General features: G+C 73.9%; 11 protein-coding genes. 3 read left to right on the top strand and 8 right to left on the bottom strand.

Translation table 11 applies throughout. From position 1 onward, the window contains the following. Positions 1 to 21: 21 nt before the first annotated feature. The 3 genes from WHI96_RS13670 to WHI96_RS13680 all read left to right on the top strand — a co-directional run bounded on the left by WHI96_RS13670 (position 22) and on the right by WHI96_RS13680 (position 3,002). Complete coding sequence (locus WHI96_RS13670; protein WP_345640328.1) at positions 22 to 846, top strand: glutaminyl-peptide cyclotransferase; 825 nt, start codon at positions 22 to 24, stop codon at positions 844 to 846. Between the two features lie 76 nt (positions 847 to 922). Further along, complete coding sequence (locus WHI96_RS13675) at positions 923 to 2,449, top strand: MFS transporter (RefSeq protein WP_345640325.1); 1,527 nt, start codon at positions 923 to 925, stop codon at positions 2,447 to 2,449. Between the two features lie 43 nt (positions 2,450 to 2,492). Continuing rightward, on the top strand, positions 2,493 to 3,002 hold the full coding sequence (locus WHI96_RS13680) for a DUF2771 family protein (protein ID WP_345640322.1): 510 nt from the start codon (positions 2,493 to 2,495) through the stop codon (positions 3,000 to 3,002). 18 nt (positions 3,003 to 3,020) lie between these two features. On the opposite strand, the gene WHI96_RS13685 is transcribed toward WHI96_RS13680, so the two are convergent. The 8 genes from WHI96_RS13685 to WHI96_RS13720 all read right to left on the bottom strand — a co-directional run bounded on the left by WHI96_RS13685 (position 3,021) and on the right by WHI96_RS13720 (position 14,023). After that, positions 3,021 to 3,944: an MsnO8 family LLM class oxidoreductase gene (locus tag WHI96_RS13685; protein ID WP_345640319.1), complete on the bottom strand. Its 924-nt coding sequence runs from the start codon at positions 3,942 to 3,944 to the stop codon at positions 3,021 to 3,023. A gap of 232 nt (positions 3,945 to 4,176) precedes the next feature. Next, positions 4,177 to 4,563 carry a cold-shock protein gene (locus WHI96_RS13690; RefSeq protein WP_062398128.1) on the bottom strand — a complete coding sequence of 129 codons (387 nt, stop codon included), beginning with the start codon at positions 4,561 to 4,563 and terminating at the stop codon, positions 4,177 to 4,179. 104 nt (positions 4,564 to 4,667) lie between these two features. After that, positions 4,668 to 6,332 (bottom strand): AMP-binding protein, encoded by a 1,665-nt coding sequence (locus tag WHI96_RS13695; RefSeq protein WP_345640491.1) that lies wholly within the window; start codon positions 6,330 to 6,332, stop codon positions 4,668 to 4,670. 117 nt (positions 6,333 to 6,449) lie between these two features. Then, positions 6,450 to 8,093, bottom strand: coding sequence for a flavin-containing monooxygenase (locus WHI96_RS13700; RefSeq protein WP_345640315.1), 1,644 nt, complete (start codon positions 8,091 to 8,093; stop codon positions 6,450 to 6,452). Between the two features lie 78 nt (positions 8,094 to 8,171). After that, complete coding sequence (locus WHI96_RS13705) at positions 8,172 to 9,935, bottom strand: sigma-54-dependent Fis family transcriptional regulator (RefSeq protein WP_345640489.1); 1,764 nt, start codon at positions 9,933 to 9,935, stop codon at positions 8,172 to 8,174. A 129-nt stretch (positions 9,936 to 10,064) separates the two neighbouring features. Further along, positions 10,065 to 11,126 carry a zinc-binding dehydrogenase gene (locus WHI96_RS13710; protein ID WP_345640312.1) on the bottom strand — a complete coding sequence of 354 codons (1,062 nt, stop codon included), beginning with the start codon at positions 11,124 to 11,126 and terminating at the stop codon, positions 10,065 to 10,067. Between the two features lie 70 nt (positions 11,127 to 11,196). Then, on the bottom strand, positions 11,197 to 12,264 hold the full coding sequence (locus tag WHI96_RS13715) for an alpha/beta fold hydrolase (RefSeq protein ID WP_345640309.1): 1,068 nt from the start codon (positions 12,262 to 12,264) through the stop codon (positions 11,197 to 11,199). Positions 12,265 to 12,394: 130 nt separating this feature from the next. Beyond that, on the bottom strand, positions 12,395 to 14,023 hold the full coding sequence (locus WHI96_RS13720; RefSeq protein WP_345640306.1) for a phospholipase D-like domain-containing protein: 1,629 nt from the start codon (positions 14,021 to 14,023) through the stop codon (positions 12,395 to 12,397). Positions 14,024 to 14,045 lie beyond the last annotated feature (22 nt).

Raw genomic sequence — 14,045 nt, forward strand, 5'->3', positions numbered from 1 at the left:
GTGCCCGGGCATCCTGGGCGGGTGCCCGCCCGAGCGCTGCTCCGCCGCCCCTCCGTGACGGGGCTGCTCCCCCTCCTGCTGGCCCTGGCCGCCTGCGGGGCCGCCGCACCGGCGCCGGGGCTGCCCGCCCCGGGCCCGGTACCGGTGGTCCGCCCGCAGGTCCTGGCCGAGATCCCGCACGACCCGCAGGCGTTCACCCAGGGCCTGGAGCTGCGCGACGGGACGCTCTACGAGGGGACCGGGCGGGCGGGTCGCTCGCAGCTGCGCGCGCTGGACCCGGCGACGGGCGCGGTGCGGGCGGCGAGCCCGCTGCCGCCGGCGTACTTCGGGGAGGGCATCACCGTCGTCGGGGACCGGATCTGGCAGCTGACCTGGCAGGACGGGGTGGCGGTCGAGTGGGACCGGGCGACGCTGCGGCCGCTGCGCGAGGTGCCCGTCGACGGCGAGGGCTGGGGGCTGTGCCTGCTCTCCGGTGGCTCCGGCGACCGGGTGGTGCGCTCGGACGGCACCGACCGGCTGTTCCTCCACGACCCGGCCGACCTGGCGGGGACCGGCTCGGTGGCCGTCACCCTGGACGGCGCCCCGGTGACCCGGCTCAACGAGCTGGAGTGCGTCGGGGACCGGGTGTGGGCCAACGTCTGGCAGACCGACGACCTGGTGCGGATCGACCCGTCGACCGGGGTGGTCGACGCCGTGGTCGACGCGACCGGGCTGCTGCCGGCCGGGCAGCGGGCCGGGGCCGACGTGCTCAACGGCATCGCCCACGTCGACGGCGACGAGTACCTGCTCACCGGAAAGCTGTGGCCGACGACGTTCCGGGTGCGGCTCCCGGTGCCCCCGGCCTGACCCGCGCTGCGCCGGGCGGGTGACACCACTCGGCGGGATCACCGGAACCGTCGGTGCCCGCCTGCACAATGACCGCGTGGCACCGAACCCGTTCCGCAGCCGCCGCCGGGCGGCCGGGTCGAGACGTGGCCCGGACCCGCGCACCGCCCCGACCACCGGCCCGACCACCACCCCGATCGCCTCGGACCCGGCGCTGCGCCGTGCGCGCCCCGCCGGTGCCGCCACCGACGAGCTGCCCCGCCCCGGCCCGGCCACGGTCCCCCGCAGGCCGACGGTCACCCGGGTCGCCGTGCACCGCACCCGCGAGCTGGGCGGGCGCGCGGTCGCGCTGTTCCGGCGCGCCGCGACCGCCGACGGCGCCGACCGGTCCGGGCTGACGGCGCTCACCTACGCCACGATGCTGACCTACGCGCTCGACGCGGCGGTCGCCGTCGCGCTGGCGAACACGCTGTTCTTCGCGGCGGCGACGGCGGAGTCCACCGCGAACGTGGCGCTCTACCTGGCGATCACCGTCGCGCCGTTCGCGCTGGTGGCGCCGGTGATCGGTCCCGCGCTGGACCGGTTGCAGCGGGGCAGGCGGATCGCGATGGCGGTGTCCTGCGCCGGCCGCGCGGTGCTCGCCGTCGTGCTGGTGTTCCACCTCGACGACTGGCTGCTCTACCCGGCCGCGCTGGGGATCATGGTGCTGTCCAAGTCGTTCCTGGTGCTCAAGGCGGCCGTGACCCCGCGGGTGCTGCCGTCGACGATCACCCTGGCGACGACGAACTCCCGGCTCACCACGTTCGGGATGGCCGCGGGCGGGGTCGCCGGGGCCGTCGCGGGTGGGGCGGCGCTGGCCGTCGGCGGGGCCGGGCCGCTGTGGTGGACGGCGGTGCTCGGCGTCGCCGGTGCGGTGCTCTGCCTGCGGATCCCCCGCCGGGTCGAGTCCACCGCGGGCGAGGTGACCGCGGCGGTGCCCGCCACCCGGCCGGGCAAGCGCCGGTCCCGCGCCCCCGCGACGCGGGCGGTGCTCGTCGCGCTGTGGGGCACGAGCACGGTGCGGGTGCTGACCGGGTTCCTCACGCTGTTCGTCGCGTTCGTGGTGAAGGCCGGGGCCGAGCAGTCCCCCGACGGCGATCCCGCGGGCCAGCTGGTGGTGATCGGGATGGTCGGCGCGGCCGCCGGCATCGGGCTGTTCGCCGGCAACGCGGTGGGGGCGCGCAGCCGCTTCTCCCGGGTCGAGCCCGTGGTGCTCGCGGCGGCCGCGGCGGCGGTGCTGGCCGCGGCGGCGGTGGCGCTGCTGCCGGGCGTTCCGACGGCGGTGGTCGCGGCCCTGGTCGCGTCGACGGCGAGCGCGCTGGCGAAGGTCTGCCTCGACGCGGTGGTGCAGCGCGACCTGCCCGAGGACGCGCGGGCGTCGGCGTTCGGGCGGTCGGAGACGGTCCTGCAGCTGGCCTGGGTGCTGGGCGGCGCGATCGGGGTGCTCGCCCCGCACGACACCTTCCGCACCGGGTTCGTGATCGTGACCGGGGTGGTGGCGGTGTTCGCGCTGCAGGCCGCGCTGGTGCGCCGCGGCACCTCGCTGGTCCCCGGTCTGGGGCCGCGCCCGGCCGTCGCCCGCTGAGGGCCCACCCGCGCGCCGGGCCCGGATCCGTACGCTGGTCGGCGTGATCACCCGCTCCCGACCGCGCCCCCGTCGGTCCGCCGGTGTGCTGGCCGGGACCCTGGCCGCGGCCGCCCTCGCCCTCGCCGGGTGCGGCGGCGAGGCCCCGACGGTGACGTTCGACGTCGGCGGCGCCTCGCTGACCGCCGCGCCCACCCAGTTCTGCGACACCAGCCTGCAGAACTGCCAGGACGCCCCGAACGCCCGGGTGACCGCGCAGGTCCCGCCCGGGACGGAGGTCCGCATCACGGTGCCCGAGGAGGTCTCCTCCGCGCCGTGGCAGGTCGCCTACGCGTTCACCCGCGGCACCGACCCGACCCCGGTCCAGCAGCGCAGCGCGATCGCCGCGCCGGACACCCGCACCGACTTCACGCTGTCCCTGCCCGAGCCGGGCGACCGGCTCGTGACCGCGCAGGTGCAGGTGTTCGGGGCGCCGCCGTCGATCGACCCGGAGAGCACCGACATCCAGTTCCCGGTCCGGGCGACCTGGGTGCTGGTCGGCGAGCAGGGCTGAGCGGGCCCGACCCGGGGCTCAGCGGCCCGCGCCGAGCAGCCGGGCCAGCGCGGCGTCGGAGTCGGCCTGCGCGTCGCGGTCGTGGGTCGAGGAGAACACCAGCAGCTCGTCGGCGCCGGTGCGGGCCACGAGGTCGTCGAGCCGCTCGGCGACGGTGTCCTCGTCGCCGACGATCGCGTTCGCCAGCGCCCGGTCCACGGTCTCGCGCTGGCGCCGGGTCGTCGCGCGGTGCGGGTCCGGCGGCTCCAGCGGCGGGAACTCGCCGGTGGTGCGGGCCGAGGCGTGCGCCCACGCCTCGGACAGCGCCAGCCGCGGGTCCCCGACCAGCACGTCGGCGGACACCACGAGGTGCGCAGCGTCCCCGGCCCGCCCGCGGTAGTCGGCCAGCGCCGCCGGGTCGTCGAGCACCGGACCGCCGACGACGGCCGGCAGCCCCAGGTCCCCGGCGAGCCGCAGTCCCGCGCCGGTGGCGAGCAGGAACAGCGGAACGGCGTGCTCCAGCCGTGGCCGGGCGGTCACCGGGCCGCTGCCGTCGAGGTAGGCGCGGAGCTCGTCGAGGGCGGCGCGGAACCCCGCGTCGTCGGCCCCGCCGGCGCGCAGGGCGCGACGGACCGGCTCGGTGAACCCGGGCGAGCGGCCGATGCCCAGGTCGATCCGCCCGGGGTGCAGCGCCTCCAGCAGCGCGACCTGCTCCGCGACGACGAGCGGCTGGTGGTTGGGCAGCATGATCCCGCCCGAGCCGACCCGGATCCGCGAGGTCGCCGCGCCCACCGCGGCCATCAGGACCGGCGGGCTGCCCGACGCGATCCCGGGCACGGCGTGGTGCTCGGCCACCCAGAACCGGTGGTAGCCGAGCTGCTCGGCGCGGACGGCCCGCGCCACCGTCCCGCGGACCGCGGCGGCGTCGGGCTCCCCGGCCCGCGTCCGCGAGCGGTCCAACATCGACAGGCGCACGTTCGCCCCAACACCGCCCGCACCCGCCCCCATTCCGCCGCGCCCACGGCACTCCGCGGCACCCGTGCACACGGGACGCCACGCACACGGCACCCCGCGACGCTCCACTGCGCCCCACGCACACGTCGCCACGCACCGCGCCGGGTCGCCGCGCGGTCTCCGGGGCGGGGCGCGCCGCGCCCGGGCGCCACGGCGGGGCCGGGCGCCCGGCAGCGGCCGGTCAGCCGTCCAGGTCGCGGGCGACGGCCCGCACGACCTCGGCGGCCAGCTTGCAGGTCTTGCGGTCCGGGTAGCGCCCGTGCCGCAACGCCGGCTGGATCTTGTTCTCCAGCAGACCCATCATGTCCTCGATCAGACCGTGCAGCTCCTCGGCGGGGCGGCGCGCGTTCTCCACCGCGGACGCCTGCTTCTCGACGATGCGCACGGAGAGCGCCTGCGGCCCGCGGCGGCCCTCGGCCATCCCGAACTCGACCCGCTGGCCGGACTTGAGCGCCTCCACGCCGGACGGCAGCGCCGCCTTGCGCACGTAGACGTCCTCACCGCCGTCCTGGGAGAGGAAGCCGAAGCCCTTCTCCGCGTCGTACCACTTCACCCTGCCGGTGGGCACCGTCGTCCTCGATTCCTGCTTGCTGTGTTGCTGCGTGCACGACAAACGCGCCCGGGCTCGCCGGACGCGCCGTCACCGATGGTACGCCTGGGACCCGTCCGGGGTCAGGCGTTTCGGACCCTCGCCGCACTCTCCAGGTCCAGCAGCCCGACCGACTTCTCCCGCATCTCGACCTTGCGGACCTTGCCGGTGACCGTCATCGGGAACTCGTCGACGACGAGCACGTAGCGCGGGATCTTGTAGTGCGCCAGCTTCCCGGTGGCGAACTCGTGCAGCGTGTCGGCGGTCAGGGACGCGGCGCCCTCGCGCAGCACCACCCAGGCGCACAGCTCCTCGCCGTAGCGCTCGTCGGGGACGCCGATGACCTGGGCGTCGACGACGTCGGGGTGGGTGTAGAGGAACTCCTCGATCTCGCGCGGGTACACGTTCTCGCCGCCGCGGATGACCATGTCCTTGATCCGGCCGGTGATGGTGAGGTAGCCCTCGTCGTCCATCACGGCGAGGTCGCCGGTGTGCATCCAGCGGGCGCGGTCGATGACCTCGGCGGTCTTCTCCGGCTGCTCCCAGTAGCCCAGCATCACCGAGTAGCCGCGGGTGCACAGCTCGCCGGGCTCGCCGCGCGGCAGCGTGCGGCCCGTCTCCGGGTCGACGACCTTGACCTCCAGGTGCGGGTGCACCCGCCCGACCGTGGACACCCGGCGCTCGACGGAGTCGTCGGCGCGGGTCTGGGTGGACACCGGGCTGGTCTCGGTCATGCCGTAGGCGATGGTCACCTCGGTCATGCCCATCCGGTCGACGACCTGCTTCATCACCTCGACCGGGCACGGCGAGCCGGCCATGATCCCGGTACGCAGGCTGGACAGGTCGTAGTCGGCGAAGCCGGGGTCGTTGAGCTCGGCGATGAACATCGTCGGGACGCCGTAGAGCGAGGTGCACCGCTCCTGCTGCACGGCGTGCAGGGTCGCCTTCGGGTCGAAGCCCTGCGCCGGGACGACCATCGTCGCGCCGCTGGTGGTGCAGGCGAGGTTGCCCATGACCATGCCGAAGCAGTGGTAGAAGGGCACCGGGATGCAGACCCGGTCGGCCTCGGTGTAGCCGCAGGTCCGGCCGACGTAGTAGCCGTTGTTGAGGATGTTGTGGTGCGACAGCGTCGCGCCCTTCGGGAACCCGGTCGTCCCGGACGTGTACTGGATGTTGATCGGGTCGTCGGCCGTCAGCGACGCCTGCACCCGCGCCAGCTCGTCGCGGCGGGAGGCGTCGCCCGCGGCCAGTGCGTCCCACTCGGGCGAGCCGGTGATCACGACCCGCTGCAGGTCGGGGCAGTTCGCCCGGACCTCGCCGATCATCTTCTCGTAGTCCGAGGTCTTGAACGACGACGCCGACACCAGCGTCGAGATCCCGGCCTGCTCGAGCACGAACTCCAGCTCGTGGGTCCGGTAGGACGGGTTGATGTTGACCAGGACGACGCCGATCTTGGCCGTCGCGAACTGGGTCAGCGTCCACTCCGCGGTGTTCGGCGACCAGATCCCGACCCGGTCCCCCACGGTGAGACCGGCGGCCAGCAGCCCGGTGGCCAGGTCGTCGACGGCGGTCCGCAGCTCGCGGTAGGTCCAGCGGCGCCCGGTCTGCACCTCGACGAGCGCGTCGTTGTCGGGGACCCGGGCGACGGTGCGGTCGAGGTCGTCGCCGATGGTGTCGCCGAGCAACGGGGTGTCCGAGGTCCCGGACGCATAGGACGGGACGGCGGGGGTTGCGGCGGCTGAGGTCACGACGTCGTACTCCTCGGGCGGTTCGGTGCTGGTGGTCACATCCTCATCCCTCCTGGATGCCCGTGCCAACACCCACCGGTGGGGGCGGCCGGTTCGCGCCGCCCCCACCGGTACCGGTCAGGTGATCGCGAACTTCGGGTAGCCGGCGGCCGCCTCCTCCTCGCACTTCTGCCGGTAGGTGCCGACCCCGCCGATGTAGGACAGCATCCGGCGCGGCTTGCCGGGCACGTTCGAGCCCATGTACCAGGAGTCGGTCTTCGGCACGAGCGTCGCCCCGGCCGTCTCCTCGTGGTGGTCGACCCACTCCTGCTCGCCCTCGGCGGTCGGCTCGATCACCGACCCGCCCTGCGCCCGGACCGCGGCGATCGCGCCGCTGATCCACTCGGTCTGCTGCTGCAGGCAGGTGGCCATGTTGCACAGCGCCGCCGACGGGGCCATCGGGGTCGCGGTGGTGAGCAGGTTCGGGTAGCCGTGCTTGGCCAGCCCCATGGTCGTGCGGATGTCGCGGCCCCACTCCTCGGCCAGCGACCGGCCGTCGCGGCCCCGGATGTCGATCCGGGTGAGCGCGCCGGTCCCCGCGTCGAACCCGGTGGCCAGGATGATCACGTCCAGCTCCACGACGGTGCCGTCGGCCAGCTCGATCCCCTCGGGCCGCAGCCGCGCGATCGGGGTGTCCCGGCAGTTGACCAGGTCGACGTTGTCCTGGTGGTAGACCTCGAGGTAGCCGCGCTCCAGCGGCACGCGGTGGGTGCCGAAGCCGTAGTCGGTCGGGACGAGCGTGTCGATCAGGTGCTGGTCCTTCAGCCGCGCGCGCATCTTCTCCCGGACGAACTCCGAGACCTCCTCGGAGACGTCCTCGAAGAAGAACATCTCCGCGAAGCCGGCGAGCCAGAGCTTGAGCGAGCCATCGGCGTAGATCTCCTCCAGGATGTCGCGCCGCTGCTCGGCGCCGAGGTCGTGCCAGGAGTGCTCGAAGTCGTACTCGAACCCGGTGAAGGTGTGCGGGATCGTCTGCTTCAGCCGGGCGAAGCGCGACTTGTACCAGGAGTGGTCGTTCGGGCCGTAGGACGGGTTCTTCATCGGGAGCACGTACTGCGGCGTGCGGGCGAAGACGGTCAGGTGCCCGACGTCCGGGGCGATGGTCTGGATGACCTGGATGCCGGTCGCGCCGATCCCGACCACCCCGACCCGCTTCCCGGCGACGTCCACGCCCTCGGCCGGGTACGACGAGGTGTAGACCAGCTGCCCGGCGAAGGACTCCTGGCCCTCGAACTGGTTCGTGATCGGCGCCGACAGCATCCCGCCGCAGGTCACGAAGAACTGGGTGTCGACGACGTCGCCGCGATCGGTGCGGATGGTCCAGCGGCCACGGTCGTCGTCGTAGTGGGCGCTCACGACGCGGGTGCCGAAGGAGATGTCGCGGCGCAGGTCGAGGCGGTCGGCGACGTAGTGCAGCCACCGCTCGATCTCAGGCTGGCCGGGGAACTTCTGGCTCCAGCTCCAGCCCTTGTAGAGCTCCTCGTCGAACAGGTACTGGTAGATGTAGGCCTCGGAGTCGAACCGGGCGCCGGGGTAGCGGTTCCAGAACCAGGTGCCCCCGACGTCGGAGCCCGCCTCGAACGCGCGGACGGTCAGCCCCTGCTCACGGAGCTGGTGCAACTGGTACAGCCCGGCCACCCCTGCGCCGAGGACCACGGCGTCGACCTCGACCGGCGTGGCGCCGTCGGGTCCCGGTACAGCGGTGTCGCTGCTCGACGTCATCGTCGTCACCTCTCTGTCGTTCCTGACACGACGAGAGTGACCGCTGTCTCAGCCTCCCGGGTGTCCCATTCTCGGCCGCTACACGCTGATCCCGTACTGGTGGATCTTGCGGTAGAGCGTGGAGCGGGCGAGGCCGAGCGAGAGGGCGGCCGCCTTGCGGTTGCCGTCGTGCTCCCGCAGCGCCTGGACGATCGCGTCGCGTTCCAGCTCGTCGACGCGGCGCAGCGGCTCCCGTGGCACGCTCTGGCAGACCGAGGGCAGGTCGTCGGGCTCGATGTCGCCGACCGGACGCCGCCGCAGCGCGTGGCCGAGCACCTCGACCAGCTGTCCGACGTTGCCCGGCCAGCGGTAGCGCTCCAGGAGCCGCATCGCCTCGGCCGTCACCCGGACCTCGCGCTGCGGGACGAGGTCACCCAGCACCTCGGCCACGAGACCGGGCAGGTCCGCGGTGCGGTGGCGCAGCGGCGTCACGGTGGCCGAGCGGCGGAAGATCCGCAGCAGCCGGTTCTCCTCCCCGGCCGCCCGGGTCCCGTCGACGGCCGTGGCGGCGAGGGCGGTCCGCCCTCCCCGGACGTGCAGCTCACGGGCCAGGACCGACGCCGACGCCGCCGACAGCGCGTCGATGTCACCGAGCACCCACAGCCGCGGGACGGCGGCGTCGGCACGGATACGGCGGCCGACCGTCGTCGGGGCGGACTCGATCTCCGCCCGCGGGACGACCACGACCTCGCCGTCGGGGTACAGCCGCCGGAACCGCCGGCCCAGCATCCGGGTCCGCCCCGAGCCCGGCTCGCCGAGCAGGAGCAGCGGGGCGCCGCGGGACAGCGCGTCGGACACCGTCCGCTCGGCGGCCTGCATCGACGGCGAGGTGCTGGCGCCGGTCACGGCCGGTCCGGACCGCACCGGCGGCGGGGTGGCGTCGACGTCGCAGACCAGCCGGGCCCGCACGACCATCCCGGCGACCGTGGACCCGGCCACGACGCGGTCGCCGTCGATCCGCACGGTGGCGCCGGACGGGAGCGTGACGAGCGCGTCGACGTCGTCGTGCCGCTCGGCCAGGAACCGCAGGTGGTCCTCCAGCGCCTGCAGGTCGGTGGCGGACACCAGCGTCGACATCGCCCGGTTGCTGAGCACGCTGCGCGTCCCGACCGCGAGCACCGCGTCCCGGGACCGGGACTCCGTCCGGGTGTACCGGTCGAACAGCGCCTGCTGGACGACGTCGCGGTCGAGCAGCAGGTTCTGCTCGATCTGCGCGGCCGCGACCCGGACCATCGAGTGGAAGACCGGCGAGGAGTGGTCGCTGAGGCAGCTGATGTCGAGCACACCCTCGATCCGTCCGGTGAACGGGTCGCGCACCGGCGCCCCGGCGCAGGCGAAGGACTGCAGCGAGGCCACGAAGTGCTCCTCGCCGACGATCTGCACCGACCGGCCCGACTCGAACACGGTGCCGACGCCGTTGGTGCCGACCGCGCCCTCGGCGTAGCCGAACCCCCGGGCGAAGTGCACCCGGTCGAGCAGCCTGCTGATCCACGGGTCGCCGTCGATGCGGCTGAGGATCCGGGCCCGGTCGTCGCTCAGCGCCACGCAGGCCGGGATGTCGGCGATCTGCTGGGCGAGCCGGTCCAGCACGGGGGCGGCGCAGTGCACGAGACGGGACGCGGCGTCGAACTCCTCGGAGTACCCGCCGGAGAACGACTCCGGTCCGACGCCCTGGGACACACAGCGTTTCCAGGACGCGGCGACGACCTCCGGGACACCGTGCAGCTCCGGGCTCGTGCCCCGTTCGAGCAGGTCCACCCGGGCGGACGAGAGGACCAGCCGACGGTCGGGCGAACGATCCATCACCTCGACACCTCCTTGTGCGCACCCTCACAGTGCCACGAGTCGCAGGGGCCCCGGTGTCCCAGAAAAGGACACAGGCCGGACTCGACGTCCGGCCCGTGCCCGTTCCCGTACCGCCGCGCGGCGGGGTCAGTAGGTGATGAGCGGCTTGATGATGCCGTCCTGCTTGGTGCTCATCATGGCGAACGCCTTCTCGGCGTCGCCGATCCCGAACCGGTGCGTGGTCATCGGGCCGGGGTCCACCCGGCCGGTGTCCATCAGCCGCATCAGGCGCTGCATCCGGTACCGGCCGCCGGGGCAGAGGTCGGTCGCGATCTTCTTGCCCGCCATGCCCAGCCCGAACGCGTCGAGCGGGATCGTCAGGGTCGGGCCCTCGGAACCGTGGTAACCGAGGTTGGAGATCGTGCCGCCGGCCTTGGTCGCCCGCAGGCAGTCCTCGAACGTCGCCTGCGCGCCGAGCGCCTCGATCGCGGAGTCGACGCCGCCGCCGGTGAGCTCGACGATCCGCTCGGCGACGTCACCGTCGGCCGGGTCGAGGGTGATGTCGGCGCCGAACCGCTCCGCCAGCTTCCGGCGCTCCGGGATCCCGTCGACGGCGATGACGAGACCCGCCCCGACCAGCCGCGCCCCGATCGTCGCCGACAGCCCGACGGCGCCCTGGGCGAACACCGCGACCGTGCCACCGATCGGGACCGCCGCGTTCTCCGCGCCGATGAAGCCGGTCGAGAGCATGTCGCAGGCGTAGACCGCCAGCTCGTCGGACAGCGAGTCCGGGATCGGCGCGAGGTTGTAGTCCGCGTCGTTGACGTGGAAGTACTCCGCCATGTTCCCGTCCTTCTGGACGGTGAACCGGTACCCGCCGAGCGGGCCGCCGCACTGCGAGGTGTACCCGGCCTGGCAGGCGTCGCAGGTGCCGTCCGGGGTGACGGCGTTGACCGCCACCCGCTCGCCGACCCGCACCGAGGTGACCCCGGACCCGACGGTGTGGACGACGCCCACGCTCTCGTGCCCGAGCAGCCGCCCCTGCGGCACCTCGAGCACCCCGTCGACGGTGTGCACGTCGGAGGTGCAGATCAACGAGGCGGTCGTCCGGACGACCGCCTCCCCCGGCCCGGGTTCCGGGACGGGTCGTTCCACGAGGCCGACCGTTCCCCTCTCCAGGAAGGCCAGTCCACGCATGGTGTCGCTCATCGTCGGCTCCTTCGCCTGTGGGGCCGGCGGCGCGACGGCGAACTCGACGACGCCGTCGCACCGCCGGGGCTCATGCCTTCGTGCCGAGCAGCTCGCGCAGGTGCCGGTCGACCTGCGGCATGAACTCGGGGTTCACCGAGAACAGGCCGAGGTGCCCGAGCACGTCCTGCACCACCCGCAGCTCGCCGCCCGGCACGAGCTGCTGCTCGGCGGCGCAGTCGCGGACGGGGAAGAACATGTCCTCGTCGATCGGCATCACGAAGGTCGTCGCGGTGACCCGGCCCAGCGCCGCGGCGAGGTCGCCGCCGGTGTGCCGGGAGACGTCGCCGTGCTGCCACTTCCACGCCATGCACAGCAGGTCGTTCGGGTCCATCGCGGTGAAGTACGGCTGCAGGAAGCCCTCCAGGAAAGCCTCGGCGGTCTCGAACTCCAGGGCCCGCCAGACCTCCTGCTTCCAGAACTCGGTGGAGAACCCCATGACGCCCCAGATCCGGGCGTGCCGCTCCAGCCCGGCGACGACGTCGGCGTTCGACGCGTACTCCCCGCCGGCGAAGCCCGGATCGGAGGTGATGGCCTCGACCAGGGTGCGGGTGAACAGGAAGTCGTGCGGGGTGTTCCGCGCGGTACCGGCGATCGGCGCGGCCCGCTTGACCCTGTCCGGGAAGCGGACCATCCACTCGTAGGTCTGCTGGGCGCCCATCGACCCGCCGACGACGAGCTCCAGGGTCTCGATGCCGAGGTGCTCGCGCAGCAGCCGCTCCTGGGCGACGACGTCGTCGCCGATCCGGACGTGCGGGAACGCCGACATCGCGATCCCGGCGTTCGGGCCCGCGGCGTTGTGCGGGCTGGTCGACAGCCCGCTGCCGATCTGGTCGACGACGACGATGAAGTACCGCTCGGGGTCCAGCGCGTGGCCGGGGCCGATGTAGGCGTCGCGCCAGATCTGGTGGGTCCCGGAGTACCAGGTCGTCACCAGGATCGCGTTGTCCCTCGCCTCGGACAGCGTCCCGAAGGTGGCGACGGCGAGATGGCAGGCGGGGATGACCCCGCCCTCCTCCAGCTCGAGCCGGCCGATGTCGACCAGCTCGTAGTCGCCGTGGAACTCGGGCGAGTAGTACGGGTTGTCGATCGCGCTCACGCCGCACCCCGCACGGCACTGGTCCTCGTCATCGCTACGACCTCCTCGTCGTCCGGCGGCGCCGGTGTCGAGGACGAGGGTGACGCGCGTCCCACCCGGGTGGCTGTCCCGAAACGGGACACACCGGGGCTCAGCTGCTCAGGCGTCGCCGTCCCGACTCGGCGACCTTCGCCGCCCCGCGCCGCGCCCCGTGGGCCGCGCGGCGCAGCGGCCGCGGCGACGGCTCCGGCCACGGACCGACCGGCACCAGCACCCGTTCGGCCGGGGCGAACCCGGCGGGATAGCCGGGCACCCGCCAGGTCCCGGCCGGCGCGTCCGGCGGCAGCCACTCCGGGCGCCACATGCCCAGCGCGAGGTCCAGGTCGGCCAGCCGGGGCGCGAGCTCGTCGGTCAGCTCGGTGCGCAGGTGCTCGGCCCACAGTCGTACGCGCAGGTCGCGCACCTGGTCGCCGGTGGTGACGAACGCCGTCGACAGCTCGGTGTCGGTGCCGCGCATCGAGCGGGAGAAGAAGTTGGCCGACCCGATGGCGGCGAAGACGTCGTCGACCAGCGCCAGCTTGGTGTGGACGGTGAGGTCCTCGATCCGGTGCATGATCACGTTGCCGCGGTCGCCCGGGTCGAGCTGGTCGATCACGCCGCGCTGGACGTCGCCGGTGACGCGGCGGCGGAACTTGTTCACCCCCGCGTCGACCGGGTCCTTGCGCCCCGAGCAGACGAGCACGACCTTCACCCCGCGGGCCGCGGCGTCGCGCAGCAGCCCGTTGAGCCGGAACGCCCGTCGCCCGCCCGGGACCTCGAAGAAGTACTGGTCCTCCAGGTAGACGTAGCGCCGGGCGCCGCGGATCGCCGCGGACAGGGTGTGGAAGACCTCCTGCACGCCGTGCCGCGGGAGCACCGTCCAGTGCCGCCGGTAGAGCATCCCGAAGTGGTCGATCTTCCACGGCCGCAGCGAGCGCAGGACCTGCACCGCGGTGCCCGGGGCGGAGCGCGGCGGCGCGGGCGGCGAGACCGGCAGGTCGGCGGCGAACGGCCCGGGGTTCATCGGCTCCCAGTCGGCGGGGCCGACCATGAACCGGCGCGGCGGCAGCGTCGCGGCCTCGGTCCACCGGCCGCGGTAGACCTCCCAGACCCGGGCGGCACCGGGCCCGCGCAGCGCGGCGGCGCCGTCGTGCCAGCCCCAGCGCTCCTCGCCGATGGACAGCCGGTCGTGCGGCTCGGCGTCGAACCGGTTGGCGGACAGGTCCAGCCCGCCGACGAACGCCGTCAGCTCGCCCTCGACGTGGGTGAGCACCACCTTCTGGTGGTGGCAGCCGATCCCGGAGCCGGACCAGTCGAGCAGCACCCGCCCGGCCAGCTGGGGGCGGCGGCGCAGCTCCAGCGCGGCGAACGCGTTCGCCCGGAACGGCCCGATCGCCACCCCCGGGACGGAGCCGGAGAACAGCGCCGCGGTGAGCAGCACGCGCACGTCCACGCCGGCGTCGACGAGGCGGGCGAAGCGGTCGGCGAGCGCCTCGTGGCCGTCCTCGTCCGGGGCCAGCCCGTGCAGGTCCATGTCCGGTTCGAGGTTCAGCCCGGTGACCAGCACCGTGTCGCCGGGCCCCGCCCGGTCGAACAGCTCCCGTAGCCGGGCGAAGTAGTCGACGCCGTCGACGATCGGCTCCCACTCGGTGTCCTCGACGAACGTGGAGCACTCGGGGGTGGCGGGGGCGAGGTAGCGACGGGTGAGGGACGCGAGGTCGGCGGGGGGCGTGCCGGGCATGCGCCGGACGCTATCCGGATCA

It is taken from the genome of Pseudonocardia tropica (assembly GCF_040105315.1).
Taxonomy (GTDB): domain Bacteria; phylum Actinomycetota; class Actinomycetes; order Mycobacteriales; family Pseudonocardiaceae; genus Pseudonocardia; species Pseudonocardia alni.

Bases quoted from the DNA above. Each gene is read 5' to 3' on its own strand.
- WHI96_RS13720 (WP_345640306.1), bottom strand. From the start codon at position 14,023: ATGCCCGGCACGCCCCCCGCCGACCTCGCGTCCCTCACCCGTCGCTAC.
- WHI96_RS13685 (WP_345640319.1), bottom strand. From the start codon at position 3,944: ATGTTGGACCGCTCGCGGACGCGGGCCGGGGAGCCCGACGCCGCCGCG.
- WHI96_RS13700 (WP_345640315.1), bottom strand. From the start codon at position 8,093: ATGACGTCGAGCAGCGACACCGCTGTACCGGGACCCGACGGCGCCACG.
- WHI96_RS13710 (WP_345640312.1), bottom strand. From the start codon at position 11,126: ATGAGCGACACCATGCGTGGACTGGCCTTCCTGGAGAGGGGAACGGTC.
- WHI96_RS13705 (WP_345640489.1), bottom strand. From the start codon at position 9,935: ATGGATCGTTCGCCCGACCGTCGGCTGGTCCTCTCGTCCGCCCGGGTG.